The organism is Candidatus Berkelbacteria bacterium, assembly GCA_016187225.1.
GTDB lineage: Bacteria > Patescibacteriota > UBA1384 > JACPKC01 > JACPKC01 > JACPKC01.
Genome location: JACPKC010000004.1, coordinates 49,552 through 73,815, shown reverse-complemented (window position 1 = coordinate 73,815; position 24,264 = coordinate 49,552). Strand labels below are relative to the sequence as shown.

At 48.6% G+C, this 24,264-nt stretch carries 23 protein-coding genes and 4 tRNA genes; 17 read left to right on the top strand and 10 right to left on the bottom strand.

Features of this window, described 5'->3' with window-relative positions:
• Positions 1-15: 15 nt before the first annotated feature.
• The 8 genes from rpsF to HYW32_01020 are packed head-to-tail and all read left to right on the top strand — an operon-like array spanning position 16 to position 4,427.
• On the top strand, positions 16-468 hold the full coding sequence (rpsF, locus tag HYW32_01055) for a 30S ribosomal protein S6 (protein ID MBI2589608.1): 453 nt from the start codon (positions 16-18) through the stop codon (positions 466-468).
• Between the two features lie 9 nt (positions 469-477).
• Positions 478-942 carry a single-stranded DNA-binding protein gene (locus HYW32_01050; GenBank protein ID MBI2589607.1) on the top strand — a complete coding sequence of 155 codons (465 nt, stop codon included), beginning with the start codon at positions 478-480 and terminating at the stop codon, positions 940-942.
• A 9-nt stretch (positions 943-951) separates the two neighbouring features.
• Positions 952-1,167, top strand: a complete 216-nt coding sequence (locus HYW32_01045; GenBank protein MBI2589606.1) for a 30S ribosomal protein S18 — start codon at positions 952-954, stop codon at positions 1,165-1,167.
• 37 nt (positions 1,168-1,204) lie between these two features.
• Positions 1,205-1,768: an elongation factor P gene (gene efp / locus HYW32_01040; protein MBI2589605.1), complete on the top strand. Its 564-nt coding sequence runs from the start codon at positions 1,205-1,207 to the stop codon at positions 1,766-1,768.
• Positions 1,769-1,788: 20 nt separating this feature from the next.
• Positions 1,789-2,310, top strand: a complete 522-nt coding sequence (locus tag HYW32_01035; protein ID MBI2589604.1) for a PRC-barrel domain-containing protein — start codon at positions 1,789-1,791, stop codon at positions 2,308-2,310.
• Positions 2,307-2,975, top strand: a complete 669-nt coding sequence (locus tag HYW32_01030; GenBank protein ID MBI2589603.1) for an ABC transporter ATP-binding protein — start codon at positions 2,307-2,309, stop codon at positions 2,973-2,975. The genes HYW32_01035 and HYW32_01030 overlap by 4 nt, the downstream gene beginning before the upstream one ends.
• On the top strand, positions 2,972-4,186 hold the full coding sequence (locus tag HYW32_01025) for an ABC transporter permease (GenBank protein ID MBI2589602.1): 1,215 nt from the start codon (positions 2,972-2,974) through the stop codon (positions 4,184-4,186). The genes HYW32_01030 and HYW32_01025 overlap by 4 nt, the downstream gene beginning before the upstream one ends.
• On the top strand, positions 4,179-4,427 hold the full coding sequence (locus HYW32_01020) for a hypothetical protein (GenBank protein ID MBI2589601.1): 249 nt from the start codon (positions 4,179-4,181) through the stop codon (positions 4,425-4,427). The genes HYW32_01025 and HYW32_01020 overlap by 8 nt, the downstream gene beginning before the upstream one ends.
• Before the next feature lie 91 nt (positions 4,428-4,518).
• Here the strand turns inward: HYW32_01020 and groL are convergent, their stop codons facing one another.
• The 4 genes from groL to HYW32_01000 all read right to left on the bottom strand — a co-directional run bounded on the left by groL (position 4,519) and on the right by HYW32_01000 (position 8,676).
• Positions 4,519-6,141, bottom strand: a complete 1,623-nt coding sequence (gene groL, locus HYW32_01015; GenBank protein ID MBI2589600.1) for a chaperonin GroEL — start codon at positions 6,139-6,141, stop codon at positions 4,519-4,521.
• A 9-nt stretch (positions 6,142-6,150) separates the two neighbouring features.
• A complete protein-coding gene (locus HYW32_01010; GenBank protein ID MBI2589599.1) occupies positions 6,151-6,447 on the bottom strand; it encodes a co-chaperone GroES in 297 nt (98 codons plus the stop codon).
• Positions 6,448-6,586: 139 nt separating this feature from the next.
• A complete protein-coding gene (locus HYW32_01005) occupies positions 6,587-7,771 on the bottom strand; it encodes a glycosyltransferase family 4 protein (protein MBI2589598.1) in 1,185 nt (394 codons plus the stop codon).
• Positions 7,741-8,676 (bottom strand): hypothetical protein, encoded by a 936-nt coding sequence (locus HYW32_01000; protein MBI2589597.1) that lies wholly within the window; start codon positions 8,674-8,676, stop codon positions 7,741-7,743. The genes HYW32_01005 and HYW32_01000 overlap by 31 nt, the downstream gene beginning before the upstream one ends.
• 60 nt (positions 8,677-8,736) lie before the next feature.
• Between HYW32_01000 and trpS the strand changes: the two genes are divergently transcribed.
• A complete protein-coding gene (trpS, locus tag HYW32_00995; protein ID MBI2589596.1) occupies positions 8,737-9,729 on the top strand; it encodes a tryptophan--tRNA ligase in 993 nt (330 codons plus the stop codon).
• On the opposite strand, the gene HYW32_00990 is transcribed toward trpS, so the two are convergent.
• Positions 9,716-11,065: a phosphomannomutase/phosphoglucomutase gene (locus HYW32_00990; GenBank protein ID MBI2589595.1), complete on the bottom strand. Its 1,350-nt coding sequence runs from the start codon at positions 11,063-11,065 to the stop codon at positions 9,716-9,718. The genes trpS and HYW32_00990 overlap by 14 nt on opposite strands.
• Before the next feature lie 243 nt (positions 11,066-11,308).
• On the opposite strand from HYW32_00990, the gene HYW32_00985 reads away from it, so the two are divergent.
• Positions 11,309-12,985 (top strand): CTP synthase, encoded by a 1,677-nt coding sequence (locus HYW32_00985; protein ID MBI2589594.1) that lies wholly within the window; start codon positions 11,309-11,311, stop codon positions 12,983-12,985.
• On the opposite strand, the gene HYW32_00980 is transcribed toward HYW32_00985, so the two are convergent.
• The 5 genes from HYW32_00980 to HYW32_00960 all read right to left on the bottom strand — a co-directional run bounded on the left by HYW32_00980 (position 12,945) and on the right by HYW32_00960 (position 18,348).
• Positions 12,945-14,807: a VanW family protein gene (locus tag HYW32_00980; protein ID MBI2589593.1), complete on the bottom strand. Its 1,863-nt coding sequence runs from the start codon at positions 14,805-14,807 to the stop codon at positions 12,945-12,947. The two genes, HYW32_00985 and HYW32_00980, sit on opposite strands and share 41 nt — an antisense overlap.
• Positions 14,797-15,051, bottom strand: a complete 255-nt coding sequence (locus HYW32_00975) for a DUF3006 domain-containing protein (protein ID MBI2589592.1) — start codon at positions 15,049-15,051, stop codon at positions 14,797-14,799. Before HYW32_00975 ends, HYW32_00980 begins: the two co-directional genes overlap by 11 nt.
• Before the next feature lie 4 nt (positions 15,052-15,055).
• Positions 15,056-17,227 (bottom strand): sodium-translocating pyrophosphatase, encoded by a 2,172-nt coding sequence (locus tag HYW32_00970; GenBank protein ID MBI2589591.1) that lies wholly within the window; start codon positions 17,225-17,227, stop codon positions 15,056-15,058.
• A 53-nt stretch (positions 17,228-17,280) separates the two neighbouring features.
• Complete coding sequence (locus HYW32_00965) at positions 17,281-18,261, bottom strand: hypothetical protein (GenBank protein ID MBI2589590.1); 981 nt, start codon at positions 18,259-18,261, stop codon at positions 17,281-17,283.
• A gap of 11 nt (positions 18,262-18,272) precedes the next feature.
• A tRNA-Ile gene (locus HYW32_00960) sits at positions 18,273-18,348 on the bottom strand.
• A gap of 68 nt (positions 18,349-18,416) precedes the next feature.
• Between HYW32_00960 and HYW32_00955 the strand changes: the two genes are divergently transcribed.
• The 7 genes from HYW32_00955 to hflB all read left to right on the top strand — a co-directional run bounded on the left by HYW32_00955 (position 18,417) and on the right by hflB (position 24,260).
• Positions 18,417-18,491, top strand: a tRNA-Glu gene (locus HYW32_00955).
• 92 nt (positions 18,492-18,583) lie between these two features.
• Positions 18,584-19,159, top strand: coding sequence for a hypothetical protein (locus HYW32_00950; GenBank protein MBI2589589.1), 576 nt, complete (start codon positions 18,584-18,586; stop codon positions 19,157-19,159).
• Between the two features lie 134 nt (positions 19,160-19,293).
• Complete coding sequence (locus tag HYW32_00945) at positions 19,294-21,789, top strand: fibronectin type III domain-containing protein (GenBank protein ID MBI2589588.1); 2,496 nt, start codon at positions 19,294-19,296, stop codon at positions 21,787-21,789.
• A gap of 34 nt (positions 21,790-21,823) precedes the next feature.
• Entirely contained in the window at positions 21,824-22,252 is a 429-nt protein-coding gene (locus HYW32_00940) for a septum formation initiator family protein (protein MBI2589587.1), read from the top strand.
• 44 nt (positions 22,253-22,296) lie between these two features.
• Positions 22,297-22,370: transfer RNA gene (locus HYW32_00935), tRNA-Met, on the top strand.
• Between the two features lie 18 nt (positions 22,371-22,388).
• Positions 22,389-22,463: transfer RNA gene (locus HYW32_00930), tRNA-Met, on the top strand.
• A gap of 3 nt (positions 22,464-22,466) precedes the next feature.
• Positions 22,467-24,260, top strand: coding sequence for an ATP-dependent zinc metalloprotease FtsH (hflB, locus tag HYW32_00925; GenBank protein MBI2589586.1), 1,794 nt, complete (start codon positions 22,467-22,469; stop codon positions 24,258-24,260).
• Positions 24,261-24,264: the final 4 nt, after the last annotated feature.

Sequence of the window (24,264 nt, the reverse complement as noted above, 5' to 3'; positions counted from 1 at the left end):
AAAAGGAAAATTAGCATGCATCAATATGAAATTACGGTTATCACTCGCGACGAGACCAATGCAGGTGTCGCGAATCTGATTCAAGAATTGAAAGGCCATATCACTGCCGAGCGCGCTCTGGGTCGCCGACAATTCACCTACCCAATGCACAAAGAAACCGCCGGTTATTACACCGCCTTACGCTTTACTCTCGAGCCTGATCAACTCGAAATCCTCGACCGTCGCCTGCGTCTTATGAATGAACTTCTCCGGTATTTAATCGTGACCGCGCCAGCAACCTCGATGATTACAGCCGACTTGAAGATCGAAGGTTTGCAGGAAGCAAAGGATTTGGAACAACCCGAGCAAGCAACTGCCAAAACTCCGACTCCAGAAAGCGAAGCCAACACGCGCGAGCGTGAACAAAAGCTCCAAGAACAACTTGATAAACTCCTCGCCAACGATCAAGACCAAATAAAAGCTCAATAAGGAGGAAGGATGGCCGATTTTAATCAAGCAATCGTTCTCGGAAACCTGACGCGCGATCCAGAACTGCGTTCAACAACATCGGGTCAGTCCGTGGCGAGTTTTAGCGTAGCGACTAATCGCCGCTGGACAAGCAAAGATGGCCAACAACAAGAAGAAGCGGAGTTTCATAATATTGTTGCCTGGGCCAAGCTTGCTGAAATTTGTAGCCAAATTTTGCACAAAGGGCGCAAAGTCTTAGTGGTCGGCCGACTCCGCACTCGCTCCTGGGAAGGACAAGACGGTGTGAAGCGTTTCACAACTGAAATCATTGCCGATCAGATCAGCGCGCTTGGCCCGAGCAGTCGCGGTAGCGAGGAAAGCGAGCCATCGGGTGGGGTTAAGCTTGAAATGCCTAAACCGAATAAAAAGGGCAGTCCTCAAACCGCACCGGTCACTGCCCCAGATGAAATCAACCTCGACGATATTCCATTTTAGAAAGGAATTATGCCTCGAATTTCCCAGCGCAGTTGCGCATTTTGCAAAAAGAAAATTGACTGGATCGATTACAAAGATGCTGGCCTTCTGCGCCGTTATTTGGGCACTTGGAGTAAACTCAAATCAGCTAAAGACACCAGCACTTGCGCTCGCCATCAGCGGCGGTTAGCGGAGGCAGTTAAACGTGCCCGCTACCTAGCAATTTTGCCCTACACAACGCGGTAAGTTGCCAATAGCGAGTCGCTGGATTAAAGGAACAATTATGCTTGGAATTACCGACCTTAAGGTAGGGACATTTTTCGAACTTGATAGGGCGCCGCATCAGGTAATCGCGGCCGAACACTCGAAAATGGGGCGAGGCGGGGCGGTCCTCCGCACTAAAGTGCGTAATTTGAAAACTGGCGCAATTTATGAACGCACCTTCCGGGGCGGTGAATCATTTGAGGAGTCCGACATCGCTCGTCGCAAAGGCCAATTTCTTTACAATAATCCAACCAGCGCGACTTTTATGGAAAGCGATACCTTTGCGCAGTATACACTCGCCGAGGAGCGAATAGGAGCAGATATTAATTATCTAGTTGATGGCTTGGAAGTGGATTTAATACTTTATAATAATCAAATTCTTGCAATCCAACTTCCGGCTAAAGTTGAACTTTCGATTAGCTACACCGAACCAGGGTTTAAGGGAGACACTCAATCAGCGGCCATGAAGCCAGCAACTCTTGAAACCGGTCTCATAATTCAAGTGCCGCTCTTTATTAAAAGCGGCGACAAGGTACGGATCAATACGGCGACCGGGCAGTATGTAGAACGCGTAAATGAGTAGTTATCTGGTAAAATACCAATATGCTTTTGCAACTTGGCATGCTCAAACAATTGCCAGTCGCGGCGCTTGATGAAGAAGCGCGAGTTGGGACAGTCCTCGATGTAGTTTTACATCCCGACACAGGTGAGTTGATTGGTTTTTGGATTCAACCAATGGGTTGGTTGAGCCGCAAGAAAGCTCTTTCAAGTCGCGATGTAGTCAGTTATGAGGCGCAAGCAATCATCATTAATAGCCACGATTCACTCCTCTCCCCAGATGAAATTCAACCTTTCAAATCCGCCACCCGGCGCCGCGAACGCTGGCTGGGTAAACGCGTGGAAAGCGAAGAGCACGAATACATCGGCCGAGTTTCAGATTTGGTAATTGAAACTGATCTTGAAATGCTAGCTAAAATTCACGTCAATCAACTTTTCGGCCCGGAACGAATTATCGCACGAGAACAAATTGTTAAGGTGACACCTAAAATTATTGTCGTGCGGGACAGCACCCGACGCGCGACAGTGGCCGAGAGCTTTTTACTCAAAGAGCAGGCAACGGCATGATTCCTCCGATTATACGTTTCACGAACGTGAGTAAAATGTATGGCAAGGGTGAAGGCGCAACGAAAGCCCTCATCCAAGCTTCTTTTTCGATTGAACCAGGAAGTTTCACTGCAATTATTGGGCCATCTGGTTCTGGCAAAAGCACGATTCTCAATATTCTTGGCCTGCTCGATCGACCAAGCGATGGCGCCTATAAATTGGATGGCAAACGAGTCGATGACCTCACTCATGATTTAAGACGAGCTCAAATGCGACGCGAGTTAATCGGGTTCGTATTCCAACAATTCCATTTACTCCCCAAGTCTACGGCGCTTGAAAACGTTATGATGCCAGGCGTATACACCCACCTCCGGGATCGCAAACCGAAAGCGCAGGCCCTACTGAAATTAGTCGGCCTTGGTCAACGTCTGCATCACCGGCCAAATCAGCTTTCGGGCGGGGAGCAACAGCGAGTGGCGATCGCCCGCGCGCTCATTAACGATCCAAAAATCATTCTGGCCGATGAGCCAACGGGCAATTTAGATTCCGTGACTGGCGGGTCAATCTTGAGTCTGCTTCGTGAACTTAATCACGACGGTAAAACTTTGATTGTAGTTACGCATGATCCCGCAATTGCCGCTCAAGCAGATACTAAAATCCAAGTTAAAGACGGAATAATCATATGATTTGGGATGCATTCAAACTGGCAATCGCATCGATCTGGCAACACAAATTGCGGACATTTCTCACGATCGTAGGAGTAATAATCGGCATCTCGTCGGTGATTACATTTCTCGCTCTAGGCGAAGGCTTGCGCCGCGACGTTAATTCAGAAATTTCGACACTTGGTTCGAATCTGATCGCAATTCTTCCCGGCGAATTTGATCCTTCAAACGGCGGAGGATTTAGCACTAATTTAATTTCCGGCGACATTCTCAAACTAGAGGATGTCGCAACGCTTGATGAACTTGCTGACGTCAAGGCAATTTCGCCCTATATGTTAGTTGGGGGAGTTCTGCGCCGTGATCAAACGACCGCGCCTCAAGCGCTCTTGCTCGGCACCAATTCCGCAATTACCACAACTATGTCGAGCCTTGAGATCGATCGCGGTCGGATATTTTCTGATGACGAAGATCGGTTAGCTAAACGCGTGATTGTGCTTGGCCCTGGCATTAAAAAAACGCTTTTTGGCGATGCTGAAGCCCTTGGCGAATCAGTGCAGATCGGTAAAGAAACTTTTGAAGTAGTCGGCATTACAAAGGTGCCCGACTCTGCGAGCGTCCTTGGAGGATCAGACTATTCCAGCATCGTTTTGATTCCTATTCACACGGCCGGTGAGATTGCCGGCGGCGTGAAAGTGATGCGGATTATTTTGACGCTTGATTCAGATGTCGATGCCAAAAACTACGTTAAAATCATTCAAACTCGTTTGGAAGAAAATCATGCGCCGGAAGACTTTACAGTGCTAACGCAAGATGATCTCATCGGCACGGTGAATACTATTCTCGATCTCCTGACTGCGGCGGTCGCGGCGATTGCAAGCATCTCGCTTGTCGTGGCGGGTGTAGGTATTATGAATATCATGCTTGTTTCAGTAGCTGAACGCACGCGAGAAATTGGTTTGCGCAAAGCCGTCGGCGCGACCACGAGCGCGATCTTGTGGCAATTTCTGATTGAATCCATAGTGCTTTCCGTTTTTGGCGCGCTTTTAGCGGTTGGTATCGCCTGGATTGGAACCCAACTTACAATTAAATACTCGGCCTTAACACCGATCATCACGCCCGATGCGATCTTGCTTGCCGTTGGCGTGGGCATTACCGTCGGACTGATCTTTGGCATTGCGCCCGCTTATCGAGCCGCGCGCCTAGACCCAATTGCCGCGTTGCGCCATGACTGATACGAAGATTGAGAAACAGTTTGAGGAGATTCAGACTACGCTTCGCAAAATGTCCAGGCGTGAAAATTCCTGGCGGCTAATTATTTGGCGAGGCATCTTATTCGGAATCGGCTCAACGCTTGGAGCCGTAATTATTCTTTACAGTCTACTGATTATTCTTCAAAAACTTGAGGTTTTGCCGGGCGTTGGAACAATCTTCCAACGCATCACACCCCTGATCGAACAGAGTCTCAAGCGTTAACGATAGGAAAATATGACTTATCCCGAGTATAAAGAGAGCAAATGGCATGAAAAAGCGCCTCATCGAGGCGCTTTTTCAGTCTTGGTAAAACTTACATGCCCATGCCGGCGTCAGGCATCGGTGGCATCTCTTTCTTCTCTTCAGGTTTTTCGGCCACAGCCACTTCAGTTGTCAGAACAAGGCCAGCAATTGACGCGGCATTTTCCAAGGCAAAACGCGTTACCTTGAGCGGATCGATAATGCCCTCTTTAATCATATCCACATACTCACCGCTCACCGCATTGTACCCCATCCCCGCTTCGCGACGCTTCACTTCTTCAATCACCACCGAGCCATCAACGCCAGCATTCTTAGCGATTTGGCGCATTGGTTCTTCGAGCGCGCGACGGAGAATTTTCTGCGCCACCTGCTCCTCGTCGTCAATAATCTTGAGTTTGTCAAGGTCGGGAATACTATCAACGTAAGCAACACCGCCGCCTGGCACTATCCCCTCTTCAACCGCCGCCTTCGTGGCATTGACCGCATCTTCGATCCGAAGCTTCTTTTCATTGAGCTCAACTTCGGTCGCCGCGCCAATTTTTACCACCCCAATCCCGCCAGCGAGCTTTGCTAAACGCTCTTCGAGTTTTTCACGATCGTAATCGGATTTTGTCTTCTCAATCTCCTTGCGAATTTGACTTACGCGATCCTTGATCGCGACTGTGTCGCCCTTGCCATCAACAATCGTCGTCTTTTCTTTATCGGCTATGATCTTGCGGGCGCGACCAAGTTGCTCGAGAGTTAGGTCTTCGAGTTTCATGCCTGTTTCTTCAGAAATGACGGTGCCGCCAGTTAGAATTGCAATATCGGCGAGCATTGCCTTGCGTCGATCGCCAAAACCGGGCGCCTTGACAGCCAAGGTTTGAAAAACGCCTCTTAATTTATTAACCACCAAAGTTGCCAACGCCTCGCCATCAACATCTTCGGCAACGATCACAAGTTGCTTGCGACCAGTTTGGCTCAAACGCTCAAGCGCCGGCAGAATTTCATTAATGGCCGAGATTTTCTTATCAGTGATTAAGATATACGGATCTTCATAAACCGCTTCCATACGACCAGCATCCGTCATCATGTACTGGCTGATATAGCCGTTATCAAATTGCATGCCCTCGACAACTTCTTTTTCAAGACCAAGAGTGTTGCTTTCCTCAACGGTAATAACGCCATCTTTGCCGACCATGTCCATCACTTCGGCAATCAGTTCACCAATCTCGCGATCGCCGGCCGAGATCGAGGCGACTTGAGCAATTTCTTCTTTGCCTGAAACAACTTTTTTGCGTTTTTTAAGCGACTCTATCACTGCCTGGACACTCTTTTCTAAACCACGACGAATCGCCATGGGATTCGCTCCAGCCGCAACGTTTTTTGTGCCTTCATTGATGATAATCTGCGCGAGAATGGTTGCTGTCGTTGTGCCGTCACCTGCGACATCATTCGTTTTTTCGGCAACTTTGCGCACGAGTTGAGCGCCCATGTTCTCAAAATGGTCCTCAAGCTCGATCTGTTTGGCGATTGTCACGCCATCATTGGCAATATCAGGCGCGCCGAAACCTTTATCGTACGCCACATTTCGACCCTTGGGTCCGAGAGTAACCTTAACCACGTCGGCGAGTTTGTTGATGCCCTGTTGGAGCTTCGCTCGAGCGTCCTGTGCGAAAAGAATTTGTTTAGACATGGGTGCTCCTTACTTTTTTGTCACGCGCGCCAAAATATCATCGGCGCCAACGATTTTGTATTCTTCGCCCTCATATTTAATTTCATCTCCTCCATATTGCGGGATTAAAACGACATCGCTTTCTTTAACGTCGAGCTCAATGCGCTTGCCGTCTTTGTCGCGTTTGCCCGGTCCGACAGCAACAACGGTGGCCTGCTGGGATTTATCTTTGGCGGTATCAGGAATAATGATTCCACTGTGCGTCGTCTCCTCGGCCGGGAGGAGTTTAAGGAGAACGCGATCTCCAAGTGGTTGGATTGCAAACATCTTTGCCTCCGCTAACTTATTGATATTTAACATTAAATTGACCCCCTCGGAGTCGTATTTTAAGGCGGGACGGGAGGTAAGGGGGAACCCTCTTCCGCCACCGCCAGATTTTTACTTTACTCCGTAGACGAGAAGTTTGTCAAGCTTGTAAAAGTTCCCGATAAAGTTCGAGATATTGAGGCAAAACTTTATCGGGATGATACTTCAAACTAACGGCGAGAGCACGTTTGCCGAGCGAAACGCGTTCTCTGTATGCCTGACGGATTACTCGGGCAAGATCATGTGGATCACCACGATCAAATAAGCGGCCGGTTGAGCCATCGATGATAAGCTCTTTAGGACCAGCGTAGTTGGGCGCAACGACTGCTCGACCGCAACTCATTGCTTCGAGAAGTGAGCGACTCGAGGCTTCAGGTGCGCGCGAGGGTAGAACGACTACGTCCGCGCGCTGATACCAACTTCCGATTTCAGCATGCGCAATAGCCTCATGAAAAGTGACTCGATCGGCAATCTTGAGTGCGTGAGTCAAATTTTGCCAGCGCGCTTGGTCGCCGCGACCAACAAACTCAAGCAAAAATTCAGGCAATTCGGCTAAGGCTTTTAAAATGAGATCGGTGCCTTTATCAAAGGCTAGGCGACCAACTACTAGAATGGTTGGCGCGGTTGTGTGCGGCAGTTTGCACGTTGGTTTGAGCGGATGTAAAAGATCGGGAACGACAACAGCGCGCGGAACTCCGACAAATGTTTTAATAAACTCCGAAACAGTGGTAATCGCTTGATACGAATCGAGAAGATTTTTGCGATAGGGCCTAACCGTTGCGCTCCAGTACCGCGCGATTCGCGCCCAGCGAGCGACACCTTTCTTTCCTTGCACCGTCAAACAGTGATGGCGTAAATTTTGAAGATTGCAACCTGGACAAATCCGGCCGTCAACCCAGAGTCGATTGATTGTGCCGCAGACTGCCGAAATGTCTTGCAGAGTAGTGACTTTTTTAGGATGACTCGCTTCCGCCACCACGGCGCGCGAGAGCACATCGAAAGAATGCACAAGCGTTGAATGACCAATTAAGCGTTGAATTTTTTGAGCGGTTCGACGCGCCCACCACGGTTCATAAATTAAACTTGGACGTGGCCGCAGAGCGGGTACGCTGATAATTCGATATGGTGGCTTGCGCGGTAAAACTGCGGCGCCCGTGAGCATGACTACGTCCCAACCTTCGCGAGTTAGAAGTTCGGCCAAAAACGCCGCATTTAACTCTGCGCCGCCAACAACATTCGGCGGGAAATGGGCGCTTACAAGGCTAATTCTTCGACTGTTTTCCATCGACGTTCAAACTGTTCCTGATACTCTGCCCGACGATCCGGGACATGAAAACGCAAAAGATGCGGCTTGACAACAACTAGACCCTGTTTGCCAATTCGAGCTTGATAGTTCTTTAGGCGATATCTCTGCTTGTAAGCCATCAAGGCGCCTAAGCGTTGACCAAGCGATGTTTGGTACCAACGTTCCCATACCGAAGGCTGACGATCCCGCGCTTCACTTGACTGAATAAGAAAATCATCACGCGGCTTGAACTGTGGAAACACTCCTCGGATCCACATATTTTTATTCATTAAACGAGCATAGGTTGAATCGCGATCGATGAGCGGCGCCAGGCGCGCAAACCAAAATTCAAAGTAGATATCTTGAGGTTTTTGGCGCCAATCCATCGCATCGAGTTGAAGCGTATCTACCATTACATCGACGGCAACCTTGCGCCGTTTGGGCGGGCGGGTATTGCGACGACGCCAAAAAGTCAAAAGCAGATTGATATGATCGCGCGCAACCGCAATTTTACCAGGCTCGGTCACCACTAAAAGGTCAATGTCTGAATTATGATGCGCATTCCAAAAAGCAAGCGAATTAATCGCCGCAATCATTTTTATAAATGGAACGGTCGTGAACTTTTTGACGAGTTGCACTGCGTCTTCATATAATTCGCGTGAAATACGCTCGCGCAGAATACCATTTTCAGCGAGTCCCGGCCGGTCGCTTAAATGCAAAAAACCGCGTCGAGACATGAGCAGACCGCGTTCAATCAACCCCTCAACTACGTCGTCAAAACGTTTGCGAGTGAGCGAGGTGCGATAGGTCAATAAATAAACAATCTCCGGCCGAAGCGGACGATCAAAAAGATCGAAAAAAATGAGTGGAACAAGAATCGCTTTCTCGGCATTCGAGAGAGGCATTGCGTGGTTGATTATAGCACTCGCTTATTGATAGGCTAGAGGCAAAAGTAAGGTGGTGTTATGAAAATTTTGTCTGGAATCCAGCCGTCGGGTTGCCTGCATCTTGGAAACTATTTGGGAGCGATCAAGCAACAGATTGAACTTCAGGCTCAAGGTGAACAAGTAACATATTTTATCGCCGACTTGCATGCGCTCACCGTCTTACAGGAACCCAAAAAACTTGCCAACCAAATTTTATCTGTCGCGGCAATGTACCTTGCGCTTGGTCTTGACCCAGCTCGCTCAACACTCTTCTTGCAAAGTTCCCGCCCAGAACACTGCGAGCTTCAGTGGATTCTATTGACACTGACAAATCTTGGCGAACTTGAGCGGATGACCCAGTTTAAGGAAAAAGGACGAGGCATCGATCGCGCGCGCGTCAATGTTGGACTTTTTGCCTACCCGACTTTGATGGCGGCCGACATTTTACTTTACCAAACTGAAGAAGTGCCCGTTGGCGAAGACCAGGTTCAACACATCGAACTCACACGCGATCTTGCCAAGCGCTTCAATAGTCGTTTCGGTGAAACGTTTACCCTGCCAAAACCGCGCCTCATCGATGAGACAAAACGAATTCTCGGTCTTGATGATCCAGCGAATAAAATGAGCAAGTCGGCAATATCTACCTATAATTACATCGCACTGACCGACACTGCCGATACCGTTCGGCAGAAAATCAGAAAAGCTGTCACCGATTCCGGCAATGAGATTGAATTTTCAGATGATAAACAGGCGCTCAAAAACCTACTCACGATTTTCGCTGGCGTTACCGACCGAACAATCGAAACGATTGTCGCTGAATACACTGGCAAAGGCTATGCCGAGTTTAAGGAGAGTCTGGCAAATGAAATCAATAAGTTTCTGGCACCGGTCCAAGCGAGATACGACAAATTAATTGCCGACGAACAGTATCTTGCGCAAATTCTTAAAGATGGCACCGAGCGAGTGCAACCAGTCGCCGCACAAACTCTTAAAACGGTCAAAGAACAAATCGGTCTAATTACGCTCGAATAATTGCGAGCAGTTCGTCACGCTTTTGCTCCATCACTTTCTTCGAATTCGCCTCAACATTGAGCCGCAGAAGTGGTTCAGTGTTTGAAGAGCGCAAATTAAAGCGCCAGTCAGGGTACTCAACTGAAACCCCGTCGATATGCTCAACTTTGCCACCAACATACTTGGTCTCGATTGATTTTAGAATCATTTGAATATCAGTGACTGTGCTGTTGATCTCCCCGGAGACAAAGTACTTGGCAAGGTAGGGATCATAAATTTCTGAAAGCTTCTTCCTGCTTGAGGCCATTAGCTCAAGAATGCGGAAAAGCGGCAACATGCCATTATCTCGATTATACGTCTCGGGAAAATAATAATGCGCGCTCATCTCGCCTGCAAAAATTGCGCCTTCAGCCTGCATGCGCTTGGCGATAATGGTCATACCAGCCCGCGAGATAATTGGCAGACCGCCATTTGCCAGAATCGCCTGGGTTGAAGCCCAAATCAGCCTTGGGTCAATAATCACTTTGCCACCCGGATGCTTCTTGAGTTGTTCAACCGCAAGTACAGCTGTCGTGAAATAGCCCTCAAGGAACCGTCCTGTCTCATCGATGAGAAAACATCTATCACCGTCTGCATCCCATGAAACACCAAGATTGGCGGCCGAGGTCTGCACAAGTTCAACGCTTGCGTGACGATTCTCCGGAATCAGCGGATTAGGGTGCCCACCGGGCAGAGGAAAAGTACCATCCGGTTCGAAATAGATTTTCTTAACTTTGATTGGGAGTTTGCCAAGCTCGATGATCCGCTCTAAAACAATTCCTTGATAGCCATGGTTGGGATTAACAGCAAGTGTGAGCGGGGTCAATTTGCCGACATCGATTAACGAAAGAAGCCAGCGACAATAATCATCGAGAATGTCTTGTTCCTTAATCATACCTTTGCGATCACTCTCGACTCGACATCCGGCTAGGGCAAGATTTTTAATCTCATCTAGACCCGATTCCTTCGAAATCGGTTCGGCGCCTTGTCGAGCCATGTTTAAACCGTTCCACTCTCGAGCGTTATGTGAGGCAGATAAAGTGACTCCGCCCTCGACGGGTAAATTAGCGACCGCCCAATAGAACATATCTGTCGAGACCAAACCCGCATCGACAACATCCACTCCAGCTTCGATAAAACTCCGAATGGCCGCTTGCTGAAGCTGGGGTCCATGTTCACGCACATCGCGACTGACAACAACTTTTTTAGGCTTTACAACTTTAATATACGCCTGAATAATTTGATAAACACCCTCTTCGTCGAGTTGATCTGGATAGATGCCGCGAATATCGTAAGCCTTGAAAATGCTTTCAGCCATATTCATATCGTCTCCTTATGGATAAGACTTCCTCACTTTTCTCTTTAAATGTCAGCGCGAGACTGACAGAAGTGAAAAAATCCTTAACTCAACAACTCCCTTAGCTTATCCTAACCACGCACTTAATTGTGCACAAGATTGCTTGTATTTTTACCTCCGTTCGATACTTTAAAAAGGGCACTTGAAAACTCCCAGAGCTTGGTGCCATTTTTTATTAGAATCAGTCACAAAGGGGAAAAGTTGATGAACTCAAGAAAATATATCTTCATTTCGGGCGGAGTAATTTCCGGCCTCGGCAAAGGGGTGACCGCCGCTTCGATCGGGCGTTTGTTGGAATCGACCGGTTTTAGCGTGACAGCGATTAAAGTCGATATGTATTTAAATCTTGATGCCGGCACCATCCGCCCTCAAGAGCATGGCGAGGTCTTTGTAACCGATGATGGATTAGAATCCGATCAGGATTTGGGCAATTACGAACGTTTCATGAACGTCAATTTGGGACGCGCGAATTACATTACAACTGGCCAAGTCTATCAGGAGGTTCTGCGCCGCGAACGCGCCTTTGAATATCAGGGTGAAGATGTGGAGGCGATTCCGCATGTGACTGATGAGATCATCCATAGGATTAAAGAGGCAGGCCGAGTCCAGCGGGCTGAAATTGTGATTATCGAGTTTGGCGGCACAGTCGGCGAATATCAAAATGCTCTATTTTTCGAAGCGTCTAGAATTATGAAGTTTAAAACCCCGGCCGATATTCTACAAGTGCATGTTGCCTACTTACCGATTCCTGTCTCGCTTGGCGAGATGAAATCAAAACCCGTTCAACAATCAGTTAAGCTCCTAAACTCAATGGGCATCCAGCCGGATATGATTGTTGGCCGAGCCGATGCGCCAATCGATAAACGACGACGGGAACGCCTCGCGCTCTTTTGCAATGTCCGCCCCGAAGATGTGATCTCGAATCCAAATGTTGACTCAATTTATGAAGTCCCCTTGATCCTTGAGGCTCAAAGAGTAGGGGAGATCATCCTGGAAAAACTCGGCCTAAAACCGAGACGGCACAACCTTAAAGACTGGCGCAAGTTAGTTGCGTCGATCCAGCGCGTCAAACGCGAAATTAAAATTGCGGTGGTTGGGAAGTATTTCGGCACGGGTGACTATACACTCTCCGATTCCTACATTTCGGTGATTGAGGCGGTTAAGCATGGTGGTTGGACCCAAGGCATTAAGCCAAATATGACTTGGATTGACGCTGAACGATATGAAACAAATCCCAAACTCGTTCAGGAATTAAATACTTACGCCGGTGTGATCGTGCCGGGCGGTTTTGGAAGTCGAGGAGTGGAAGGCATTATCACAGCGATTAAATTTGCTCGCGAGCAAAAAATTCCTTATCTCGGACTCTGCTACGGCATGCAACTCGCAACCGTTGAGTTCGCTCGCCACGTGGCTCATCTCATTGGCGCTCACACAACTGAAATTAAAAAACGACCGACTCATCCAGTGATCCACATTATACCGGAACAGGAGAAAAAACTTTTAAAGTTTGAATATGGCGGCACAATGCGCTTGGGTGCCTACCCAGCTAAACTTAAAAAAGACACCCGCGCGGAAAAAATTTACGGTAGGGGACGGGTGAGCGAGCGTCATCGACATCGATATGAACTTAACAACGAATATCGAGAAATTTTGGAATCTGCCGGCCTGGTAATTTCCGGCGCCTCACCTGACGGTCGTTTGGCTGAAATTATTGAGCTCCCGGGGGAGCGCCATCCGTTTTTCATCGGCACGCAATTTCATCCAGAATTTCAATCCCGTCCACTCTCCCCTCACCCGCTTTTTACGGCCTTTGTAACGGCGGCAAAAAAACGACAGTTAGTTAGTTTGACGGCTGATCAGTTGGCTGATCCGGCCCTTTGAGAAAACGCGCCGGCAGAGCCTTGTAACTGGAAGTAAAAGTTTGACTGTTGATCACTTCTCCATTGCGCATCACGGTATACGTGGCCGTGGTGCGAGCGCCTTCATGCGGTTTTTCAATTTGCTTGACCTCGCCAGGCGCCAAACTGCTCGAAGTTTCATAAACATCAGCTGGTGGTGGTGTCCGCGACAAAGTTTGGGGACCATCAATCTTGGCGGTGCGGCCGTCGGAAGTGCCATAGAGTTCGAAAGTCAGCTCTTTATCGGTGACATAACCTTGAACCAGAATCCAACCGGGTGTGTCATTTAAAAATTTGAGATCGGGTTTGGGCAGATAAACCGTTGCATCAAGCCCAGGTCCGACATTCCGCTCATAATAACTAACCCGGTATGAATGAGCCTTCCGCTCCGTCACCTTCAAGCCAGCGTCTAGAATCGCCCGAAAAAGGGTTGTTGAGACCTGACATAATCCACCGCCATATTCCGGGATTGTCCGATTCTCTTTGATGACGAGCTCCGGCAAATAACCCGTCGAGGCGTCGACGGCGCCCAGTGCTTTAACAGTTGAAAACTCCTCACCTGGTTTAACAAGAATGCCGCTTAAAAACTTGGTGCCATTTGCCAAATTATGCACTCGATTATTTGGTGAGCCGGAAAAATCGGTTGTGCCTTTGCCAATCAGCTCCTTAATCCCTAAATCATCAACTGTGCTCGAATTAACAATTGGCTTCGTCAGTTTAACAGGCAGGGTGAGTGTTTCCGCCTTGGCGTCAGCGCGCGTTCGAGCATTGCGATAGCGCACTTCGAGAAGTTGAATAATTTCGGCCGACGCCTTCTCCAAATCTAACGCTTTGCCATCTTTGCTTGTTTGAAAAACGCTCGCACGGCCATCTTTAATTGTCAGGCGCGCATCAACAGGGTCTTGATTAATTTCAGTGGCAATAGTTTTAAGATAGCCTTGAATTTTCTCCTGATCGAAACCGACCATCACCGTGCTGTTGGTTTCAAAAAATCCTTCAACTGTCGGCGTTTGGTTTGATTCTTTGCTGATCGCGAGCCACTCGCTTAACTGTTCCGGCGAGACTTTATAGTTTTTGCCTTCGGCGACTAAAGTCAGTGGTTGAGTCGCAACCCGCTCGATCATTGGCAAAAGCGCCTTGACTTGATCAGCCGTGACAGTTGGAGTTGAAGGCCGAAGTTCGTAAACAGCGGTTTGAAGCGGGGTCAAGGTTTTAAGACTCGCGATGATTTCAGCGCGCAGACGATCCTGATCGAAGCGCTGACCACTCATTTCCGGCACCACGTTCACCTCGCCATCAATATAAGCAATCGTGGCATTCTGTTCTGGCTCATCAAATTTAGTACTTTGGAGCTCAAGAAAATCATTGAGATTTTCCTCATTATAAGTCAAACGAAGCTCAAGAGTATTGGGTTCAATTAAACCGCCAACTTGAATAAGCAGATTTTCCCAAAGTGAACCAGTGCGCCCCAAGCCATAGGCTAGCGTTGCGCTTTCCAGCGCATCGTAATTGACCGAGAGCTCATCGAGCGCCAAAGAAAGAGCTTCATTCTCAATCGCAAATTTCAAAGACGTCTTTTGGTATTCCTGAACGGCGCGAGTAATACTTGTCTCGGCTTCGACAAGCGATTCGGCGCCCACACTGACTGGCCCGACATAGGTATTTGGAAAAATGCTATCGGCGTAAGCAATCGTATAGAAACCATAGATTCCGCCTGCAAAAACAAGAACGCCTAGTAAGGCGCTTATCCCTCCAACAATCCAGCGCCGGAGTGTGCGACGCGAAATTGAATTTTTATCGACCATTCAAAATTTCCTCAAGAACTTGACGCGCTAGGGTCTCACGATGTTGGGTAGCCTGAAGATCAGTCAGCATATCAAACACAATCACGTCGCCCTCGCGGCAACCAGTTGGCAAGAGACGTTTTGGCAAAACCAATTCTTGACCAGCAAGCGGGCCGAGAAGATCAGCGTCATCAAAGAGTAAAACTCCTTTATGGCCCTCAAATCGGTCGACGACGGCACGCAGTTGAATTGGCGCTTGAGCCATGTCCTCACTTCACTGCGGATACTTCCACAACTGGCCTAGAGCGCGCAAGACGCAAGCCAATTGCCAATAATATAATAGCAGTTAGCGCGATAGCTGGCTTGACCCAACTGGGAAGCTCAATTGCCACGACCAGAGGAATAATCAGCAAGGCAACAAGATTGACAACTTTAATAAGCGGGTTAAGCGCTGGGCCGGCGGTATCTTTGTATGGATCGCCGACGGTATCACCCGTCACCGCGGCTTTATGCGCTTCAGACCCCTTGCCACCAAAATTTCCCTCTTCGATATATTTTTTAGCGTTATCCCAAGCGCCGCCACCAGCTGTCATTGAGAGAGCTAAAAAGAGGCCGGTAATAATTGTTCCAACCAACATAGCGCCCAAAACGATTGGGCCGTTCGCGGGGCCAAAGAAGACACCGACGAGAATCGGAGCCAAAATTGGCAAGAGCGCTGGCAAGATCATCTGGCGCAAGGCGCTTTTTGTCACGATATCGACTGCTTGGGAGTAATCGGGTTTCTCGGTACCCTTCATGATACCTTTAAAGGTGCGAAACTGACGGCGGACCTCCTCCACGACCGCGCCAGCCGCTTTACCGACCGCCTCCATCGAGAGAGCGGCAAAAATAAATGGCAGAAGGCCACCGATAAAGAGCCCAACGATCACGAACGGATTAGCCAGATCAAAACTGTAAGCCGCACCCAAACCGCCCTCGCTCCCCGCTTTGGAAAGTTCAAGGACGTAACTGACAAAGAGCACCAGCGAGGCTAATCCAGCCGAAGCAATCGCATAACCCTTGGTGACGGCTTTAGTGGTGTTGCCCACCGCATCGAGAGGATCGGTGACATCGCGAACTTTTTTAGGTAGACTGCTCATTTCAGCAATGCCGCCAGCGTTGTCGGTAATTGGACCGTAGGCATCAATTGCCACGATTAAACCCGTCATTGACAGCATCGCAAACGCTGCGATTGCCACACCGGTAATATTGGCCAGGGAATAAGCGGCGAGTAAACCCGCGCAAATCACTGCAACCGGCAGAGCAGTGCTTTTCATCGAGATTGCGAGTCCTTGGATCACATTAGTGCCATGGCCAGTAGTTGAGGCTTGGGCGATCGAACGCACAGGGCCAAAGCCCGTGCCGGTATAATATTCAGTAATCCAGACCATCAGCGCGGTGATCGCGAGACCGATCAAGCTTGAGTAGTAGATATTATTGATTGGAATAATACTCGCAATCGGAGAACCATTTAAAAGCGAGGTGGTGATAAAATAGAAAGCGATGGCAGCGATGAGCGCCGAAACCGCCAGCCCTTGATACATTGCCGCCATAATGCGTGGCGACTTACCGCCGCTTGGCAAACGCACAAACCAGGTACCAATAACCGAAGAGAGAACTGCGGCGCCGCCTAACGCAAGCGGATAGACAACCAACCGAGTTGACTCACCGAGAAAATCGTCAAAAGCTTGAGCGAGGAGCATCGCGGCAATGGTTGTGACGGCATAAGTTTCAAACAAGTCAGCGGCCATTCCAGCACAATCACCAACGTTATCACCCACATTGTCAGCAATCACAGCTGGATTGCGCGGATCATCTTCTGGAATACCAGCCTCAACTTTACCAACAAGATCAGCGCCGACATCCGCGGCTTTGGTAAAAATTCCGCCGCCGAGGCGGGCAAAAACTGAAATTAACGAGCCACCAAAACCAAGCCCGATCAAGGCATTAACATCTTTGGTCAGTGCATAAAAACCGGCGACTGCCAGCAGGCCAAGACCAGCAACAAGCAAGCCCGTCACAGCGCCGCCTTGAAAAGCAATTGCAAGAGCTGACCGAAGTCCAGTTTTAGCGGCTTCAGCGACACGCACATTTGCTTGGGTTGAAATCATCATGCCAATAAAACCAGTTATGCCGGAAAAAACCGCACCAACAATGAAACCGGCGGCCGTAATCCAGTTGAGTCCGAAGCCGATTGCAAGCGCTAAAATTAAGGCAACGAGTGTGATGGTTTTATACTGACGAGCAAGATACGCCTTAGCGCCTTGACGAATCGCATACGAAATCTCAACCATTTTACCGGTACCCATGGGACGTTTTGTTATCCAACGAGATAAAAATAAGCCGTAGATGACCGATAAAATTGCGCTCCCGAGCGCAAAATAGAGTGCCGCCTGTTCCATGGAGTCTCCTTGTCTCAAACTAATGAGTTTCTGACCATACTAATTTCTTTCTGTTATTTCAAGAGAGTCAGAGGATAAGTAAGGGCGCCGCTTAAACGTTCTCGTTTGAGCCAAATCTGGGCCGCCGCCGGCTCGACTATGATCCGGGCAACGGTATGCCGATTCGTCAAACTGATTTCAGCTCCGTTTGAGGTATCTGCCATCAGGCCAAAGAGGCTCATCGGCGTCATCTGCGCGCGCACTAATTTAGAGGCCATTCGATAACGGTTACGCGAACTCTCGCCCAAATTGGCTTCATCAGCTTTAAGATGAGAAAGATGATGATTGGTGTGGACGAAAGGTAGCGTAGGGCGCGTCACTGAAACAGACTTTGAGTTGTATTCAATGTTCCAAACTTCTTGCTTGGCGTTGACGATATTGATGCTGTAACCAGCGCCGCGAGGCAAAACGTCAAGTTTCGCAAGCGCGCGTTCTGGGTCGTTCGTTTCTGAAAAAAATCGGGCGATCGCATTTCTGGGCACCCCGACTTGTAAAGCCTTTGAGGAGAGCGAATTAATCGCGATCACGAAACCATGGGAGTTAACTGTGACTGAATTACCGCCTAAAGTATTGTAATAATAAAGCTCAAAAAGTGTTAGCGCCTCAATCGTTTTTTGCACAACACAAATTTGGTCTTCCGAAATTTCGTTTTCATCTTCATTATGCGCCAAGAGGAAGCCGTCGTCTGTAATTACAGTTGTGCAGTGCTCAGTAAGCCGATCTTCTACCTCATCCTCTAGACTCAACGTGAAGAGATCGAGAAAATCAACGTGCGCACCTTTTGCGTAAGCCTGCAATTCCTCTGAATACTCTGGAAAGTATTGTGTCTGGAAGACAAGAAATTTTTGAGCGCGAACACGCTTGGCCGACCAGTTCTTGTGCCGACGAGCACGCTGAATTCCCGTCCGAGCCTGGGCAGTAAAAACCTTACCCATCTGGAAGCCCAGATCGGCATTGTCATGCGCAGTAAAGGTAAAAAAATTTTTGTGAAACATAAAAAGAATTTTGGTAGGCCCGACAGGATTCGAACCTGTGACCGGTCGGATATAAGCCGACTGCTCTAACCACTAAGCTACGGGCCTCTGCGCGGCACAAAGTATACAATATAATTGAATGCGTCGTCCATGCTTGATAAACTACTTCGGTTTAGGGCCTCATCGTCTAGTGGTTAGGACATCACCCTCTCACGGTGGGAACGGGGGTTCGACTCCCCCTGGGGTCACCACAGAGTAGTTTTTACTATTTAATACACAAACAATTGACGTCTAACAGATAGTGTGCTATACTGCCTTTAACAGTAAGGTCAGGCAAGATCGGATGAATTTTGCCATGACCTATCACAACCTACCTCTCAAAAACGTTCGCCTGCCATATCTGATTAGCCTGACAGCCGGAATAATTTTTGCTCTTATTCTTTTATTCAGTTACAACGTTACTTTTTCTCGCACAGTCGGTCAAATTCACGGTGCCACTCTACCGGTGATTTTGGAGGATGAAAAAGTAATTTTGACTAAAACAAACACCGAAAGACTCTTAACTGGCTTACCAGACTTAAAATGGAACTCTAATCTGCAAGCGGCGGCACAAGCCAAGGCGCGCGACATGTTCTCGGGACAGTATTTTGAACATATCAGCCCAGTTGGCGTCACTCCTTGGAGTTTTATCGAGGCAAGCCACTACCAGTACCAAATGGCTGGCGAGAATTTAGCGGCCGGCTTTTTGGATCAAAAACAAGTTGTGCCAGCGTGGATGGAAAGCGACACTCACCGAGCAAACATTTTGAGTGCCGATTTTCAAGATATTGGCGTCGCTGTGGTTAAAGGCACACTTGAAGGCAAGGAAACTGTTCTAGTTGTCCAAATGTTCGGCACTTCTGCTACGAACGTGAAATGAGTTTTCTAAATTTAAACTCGTAAAAAACATTTTCTGTACGAACGCAAAATGTATAATGAATTTTCCACTTGACATGCCTCCTCGACCCTGGCTACGTAAGAAGTAGCCATTTCAACTACGAACGAGGAGGAAATATGTGGAAGATTTGGGTCGCGCGTTGTTTGCTTGTGACTTTATGCGTGCAGTTTTTGCCACCGAATTTTGCTTTGGCCACGGAGCCAGGCGCTGAAAATCGGCTCGTCATCAATGAAGTTTCACCGACGCATGACTGGGTTGAAATTTTTAATCCATCAACGGCGCCAATCAATCTTTCGAGTTGGAGTATTAGCTCGTCGAGCTCTTCACTCCTGCTCGGAAATGATAATTTGAATGCTGGGAGTTATTTGGCAGTTGAGTTACCTGAATCCCTTGAGCGCAGTGAAGATTGGGTCAAGCTAAATCAAGCGGATATTACTGTTGAAACACTCGCGTGGGGTGATTCACTGGCTGCGACCATACCTGCTCCATCTTTGAGTGACTCAATCGCCCGGACCATCGATGGCACCGGTCGTTGGGTTTCGAATGTCGATGAGACCGAAGCGGCAACAAACGCAACCGCAATAATTGAGGCGCCAAACACTTTAGCGAGTTTAATTGTCGCCGCCACCGATCAGACACCTGAAAACGTAATCACTAGCGCCAATGTGAACGAGGTCACCTTGCTCGGCGCATTTGAAGGAAGCGCCAGCTTGAACGCGTCTATTGTCGACAGTTTGGGCAATCTAACCCCTCTCGCCTCGACTCGCGATGAGCAGATTGCAAGCGCCACTCTTGCAAAAATCGATGCTCAAACCCTTGTCGACGGCGCGATCACACTCCAGGGCTATACTGAACATGCCGGAATTATGAGCGCGTGGACGCAATTCAGCGCCATCAAGCAAACTATGAGCATTCTGGCTTCGAATCAGTCCGCTATTATCGCCACCGAAACAAACCCAGCCAATACAGTGAATCGCGCGAATGAAACTGCGGTTGTCATCGAGGTTCCACTGGCTGATCCAAGTTTAGTGAGAACCATTGAAGTTGCGCTCGCTGATAATGAGCGAGAAGTGACAGCCACTGGTTTGCCTGGAGCAACTTTAACGCTCGATGCGCATTTACTTGCCGATGGTCCACTTACATTAAGCGCTTGGGTTTGGGATCAATTCGGAAACCGATCCAGTCAAGCTACCCGGACAGAGGTTATCAAAGATACGGTTGTGCCGAATCCACCCCAGCAGACGCAAGCCGCGACTCACCGCGGCATGGTACTACTGACCTGGTTGCCTTCCGAATCAAGTGACGTGGCAAGTTACCGGATTTACCATCATTCAAATGGTGAAGATACACTTCTCACGACCGTTGATTCTTTGACGATGGCTTACACGACCGACATCTTTGCTAACGGTGAGCACAAATTTATTGTCCGCTCACTCGACGAGGCGCTCAATGAAGATAGCCAAGGTGACCAGATAGATGTTGAGATTAATGACAGTGCTTTGACCGAACAGACGGTAACAAGCGCAAATCGATTGGCAAACTTTCTTGTTCCTTCGCAACTGCTTCTCATCGCCGCTCCCAGTGTAACTGAAGCAATTTTGGGCGTGCACGATCACGATGCGATGAATCCAACTGGCGTTGAATTACCAATAGGCAAAATTCGCGTTGGTCGAATTGCAACTTTAAGCTCAAGTGATTCGAGCGCTTTACCACTTGAAATTCGTCTTTTCTACACTCAAGCCGATCTCACTGCCGCCGGCATTACAACCGAAACGCAACTGGAAGGCATCCGTTTCTATAATGAGACGGAAAAACGTTGGGATCTCTATGCAAGCACTGGTGTCAACGCAACCGATATTACATTAGAAGGTGTGAATTACGCGGGCTTTCTTTATGCGCGTGCCGAAACTTTGGACAACGTTACTGGTTCAGCCGATATTGCGGCGCCTGCCTTGCCAACATTTACACGTGTTGAGCAGAGCGATGGACAGGCGATGCTGAACTGGAATGCGGTGCCGGAGGCAATTGGTTACAATCTGCGTTATCGCGCTTCGAATCAAACCGAATACACCACCCTCTTTCTCTCGGGCGGCGACTTTACCCAGCTGACGCTCAAAGGCTTACTCAACGACATGACTTATGAAATTGGCCTCGCCAGCCTTGATGCGGTGAGAAACTCAAGCGCCTACACAACAGTCACTGTCACTCCTAGAAAACCTCAACCGATCGCCGACTTTGTAGTTGCAACTACAACCAGCGCGCCAACTGCCACGCCAACACCCCAACCAGCAAAACTTTCTGCCACGCCAACTCCGACGACGGCGCCAGCCGAAACTGAAGAACCTGCGCCAATCGGTGGCCAAGCTGAAGGCGAAAAACCGACTGATGACTCGGGCCAAATTAAAGGCGGCACGGATGAAAAAAAGGTTTCGGACACAACCCGAACCTGGGTGACTCTTCTTATTATTATCATCGCCGCGGCCGCCGGCTTTGGCGGCTATTATGGCTACCAATGGTGGATTTCAAAACCTGAAACAAATGCCGCCGACTCGACCCCTCCTCCTTCGGAACCCAAAAAAAACAGACGGAATGACCGCGGCGGCCGTTGGTAAACTTTAACCAGCTAAAAGCTGTATAATAGTTGGGATGGCGCGAATTCAAGCTCGTCTAGGTTTGATTGTGATCAGAACACTAGCAGTGCTTATGTTAAGTTATGTATTTATTAACCTTGGCCGAGCAATCCAAAAAAACTACTCCATCAGTGAACAGATTCGTCAACTTAAAGAGGATATTGAAACCTTGGAGTATCGGCTTGCATATTTAAAAAATCAGATTTTTTACTATCAAAGCACGGCGTATCGTGAGTTGGAAGCGCGCCGCCGATTGGGTCTAAAACGACCCGGTGAAACTGTTGTTTTAATTGCCAAAAACCGCGACAATCAATCACAAACGACTGAATTCCCGGTAGTTGCCAAAGATACACAAACAGATACAGCTAAAGGGTTTTTTGATAAAGCAAGTTCAAATGCCCAAACATGGATTAACTGGCTTCTTCACCGCCGGAGCAAATCCTGAAGCTTGCCGCTCCTCATCAACGCTGATATAATGCGCCTTGCCGATGCGGGGTAGTGTAGTAGCAACATGGAGGTCTCATAAGCCTCAGTCCCAGGTGCAAATCCTGGCCCCGCGCCCAAATTAAAAAGCTCTGCTTGGCTCTGTAGCTCAGCGGTAGAGCAACGGCATCATAAGCCGTGGGTCGGAGGTTCGAATCCTCCCGGAGCCACCAAATATGAATCCTCAACTAAATCGCTCGATTTTTACGCTCATTTTTTTAGCCCTGGCTGGTCTGGTGCTTTTTGGGTTGATTCGAAATGACAGTTCCACGCCCAAAGAATCAACGATTTCAGAAATTGCCCAACTTGTTAAAGAAAACCAAATCCGTCAAGTAACTGTCGACAATGAAGAGGTGATCGCCGAGCTGGCAGATGGAACCAAACTACGCACTTTTAAGGAAGCTGGCGTTAGCTTAACTGACTACGGCATCACGCCTGAAAAAGTTTCAATTAAAATCGAAAATCCCGCCAGCGGCGCGCTTCTGGGTTCGCTGATTTCTCTGTTTTTGCCCTTTATTTTTGTTGGGCTCTTGCTCTGGTTCATCTTGCGCCAAGCTCAAGCTGGCAGTATGCGCGCCCTTTCGTTTGGTAAATCTCAAGCGCGGTTATTTGTAGGCAAAAAGAAAATTACCTTTAAAGACGTGGCGGGAGCGCGTGAAGCCAAGCAGGAACTGATCGAGGTTGTTGACTTTCTCAAAAATCCAAAAAAGTATGCCGAGATCGGCGCCGAGATCCCTAAAGGCGTTCTGCTTGTTGGGCCTCCTGGTGTCGGTAAAACTCTTCTCGCCAAAGCCGTGGCCGGCGAGGCTAAGGTGCCATTCTTCTCGCTTTCAGCTTCTGAATTTGTGGAAATGTTTGTTGGCGTGGGGGCGTCGCGCGTGCGTGATCTATTTTCAAAAGCCAAGCGGAATGCGCCAGCCGTGATCTTCATCGATGAACTCGATGCGATTGGTCGTCAGCGCGGCACGGGGCTTGGAGGCAGTCATGATGAACGCGAACAAACTCTCAATCAAATCTTGGTGGAGATGGATGGTTTTGAAACTGATGCGCGCGTCATTGTAATCGCGGCCACTAATCGACCCGATGTTCTCGACCCAGCGCTCTTGCGACCGGGTCGCTTTGATCGACGCGTCATCATGGAGCTCCCTGACCGAGAAGAACGTAAAGAAATTCTTAAACTCCACATGAATAACAAGCCGATTGCTAAAGATATAAACTTAGAGCATATCGCCGGCGCCACCCCAGGCGCCTCGGGCGCCGACCTTAAAAATATCGTCAATGAAGCGGCTATTTTGGCGGCGCGCGATAGTCTTAAGGAAGTGAATCAGCAGACTTTTAATCACGCGATCGAGAAAGTGCTGATCGGGCCAGAGCGTAAAAGCAAACTCATGAACGAACAAGAAAAACAGGTTGCCGCCTACCATGAAGTGGGACACGCGCTTGTCGGCCATTTACTGCCCAATACCGATCCAATCCATAAAATCTCGCTCGTTTCGCGCGGATCAGCCCTTGGTTATACCTGGAGCTTGCCCGAGGAAGATCGACGACTGGTCACAAAGAGCAAGTTTGAAGATGAGATCGCTTCTCTTTTAGGCGGGCGCGAGGCTGAACGATTGATCTTTAATGAAACAACGACAGGCGCTGAAAATGATTTGAAAAAAGCGACTAAAATCGCCCGCGATATGGTACGCGTTTATGGCATGAGCGAAGCTTTGGGACCAATCCAGTTTGGCCATCGCGACGAATTAGTTTTTCTGGGTCGAGATTTCCGCGACGAACACAATTACTCTGAAACGATCGCCGCCCAACTTGATTCTGAAGTGCGCCGAATTATTCTCGAGGCCGAGCAAAAAACTCGCACCCTTCTCACCAAACATAAGGCAACGCTCAAAAAAATTGCTGAAAAACTTCTAAAGCAAGAAACTATCGAACGCGAAGAATTTGCCCGGCTCATGGCTAGTGTCGCGTAAGGTA

Bases quoted from the DNA above. Each gene is read 5' to 3' on its own strand.
- rpsF (MBI2589608.1), top strand. From the start codon at position 16: ATGCATCAATATGAAATTACGGTTATCACTCGCGACGAGACCAATGCA.
- HYW32_01050 (MBI2589607.1), top strand. From the start codon at position 478: ATGGCCGATTTTAATCAAGCAATCGTTCTCGGAAACCTGACGCGCGAT.
- HYW32_01045 (MBI2589606.1), top strand. From the start codon at position 952: ATGCCTCGAATTTCCCAGCGCAGTTGCGCATTTTGCAAAAAGAAAATT.
- efp (MBI2589605.1), top strand. From the start codon at position 1,205: ATGCTTGGAATTACCGACCTTAAGGTAGGGACATTTTTCGAACTTGAT.
- HYW32_01035 (MBI2589604.1), top strand. From the start codon at position 1,789: ATGCTTTTGCAACTTGGCATGCTCAAACAATTGCCAGTCGCGGCGCTT.
- HYW32_01030 (MBI2589603.1), top strand. From the start codon at position 2,307: ATGATTCCTCCGATTATACGTTTCACGAACGTGAGTAAAATGTATGGC.
- HYW32_01025 (MBI2589602.1), top strand. From the start codon at position 2,972: ATGATTTGGGATGCATTCAAACTGGCAATCGCATCGATCTGGCAACAC.
- HYW32_01020 (MBI2589601.1), top strand. From the start codon at position 4,179: ATGACTGATACGAAGATTGAGAAACAGTTTGAGGAGATTCAGACTACG.
- groL (MBI2589600.1), bottom strand. From the start codon at position 6,141: ATGTCTAAACAAATTCTTTTCGCACAGGACGCTCGAGCGAAGCTCCAA.
- HYW32_01010 (MBI2589599.1), bottom strand. From the start codon at position 6,447: ATGTTTGCAATCCAACCACTTGGAGATCGCGTTCTCCTTAAACTCCTC.
- HYW32_01005 (MBI2589598.1), bottom strand. From the start codon at position 7,771: ATGGAAAACAGTCGAAGAATTAGCCTTGTAAGCGCCCATTTCCCGCCG.
- HYW32_01000 (MBI2589597.1), bottom strand. From the start codon at position 8,676: ATGCCTCTCTCGAATGCCGAGAAAGCGATTCTTGTTCCACTCATTTTT.
- trpS (MBI2589596.1), top strand. From the start codon at position 8,737: ATGAAAATTTTGTCTGGAATCCAGCCGTCGGGTTGCCTGCATCTTGGA.
- HYW32_00990 (MBI2589595.1), bottom strand. From the start codon at position 11,065: ATGGCTGAAAGCATTTTCAAGGCTTACGATATTCGCGGCATCTATCCA.
- HYW32_00985 (MBI2589594.1), top strand. From the start codon at position 11,309: ATGAACTCAAGAAAATATATCTTCATTTCGGGCGGAGTAATTTCCGGC.
- HYW32_00980 (MBI2589593.1), bottom strand. From the start codon at position 14,807: ATGGTCGATAAAAATTCAATTTCGCGTCGCACACTCCGGCGCTGGATT.
- HYW32_00975 (MBI2589592.1), bottom strand. From the start codon at position 15,051: ATGGCTCAAGCGCCAATTCAACTGCGTGCCGTCGTCGACCGATTTGAG.
- HYW32_00970 (MBI2589591.1), bottom strand. From the start codon at position 17,227: ATGGAACAGGCGGCACTCTATTTTGCGCTCGGGAGCGCAATTTTATCG.
- HYW32_00965 (MBI2589590.1), bottom strand. From the start codon at position 18,261: ATGTTTCACAAAAATTTTTTTACCTTTACTGCGCATGACAATGCCGAT.
- HYW32_00950 (MBI2589589.1), top strand. From the start codon at position 18,584: ATGAATTTTGCCATGACCTATCACAACCTACCTCTCAAAAACGTTCGC.
- HYW32_00945 (MBI2589588.1), top strand. From the start codon at position 19,294: ATGTGGAAGATTTGGGTCGCGCGTTGTTTGCTTGTGACTTTATGCGTG.
- HYW32_00940 (MBI2589587.1), top strand. From the start codon at position 21,824: ATGGCGCGAATTCAAGCTCGTCTAGGTTTGATTGTGATCAGAACACTA.
- hflB (MBI2589586.1), top strand. From the start codon at position 22,467: ATGAATCCTCAACTAAATCGCTCGATTTTTACGCTCATTTTTTTAGCC.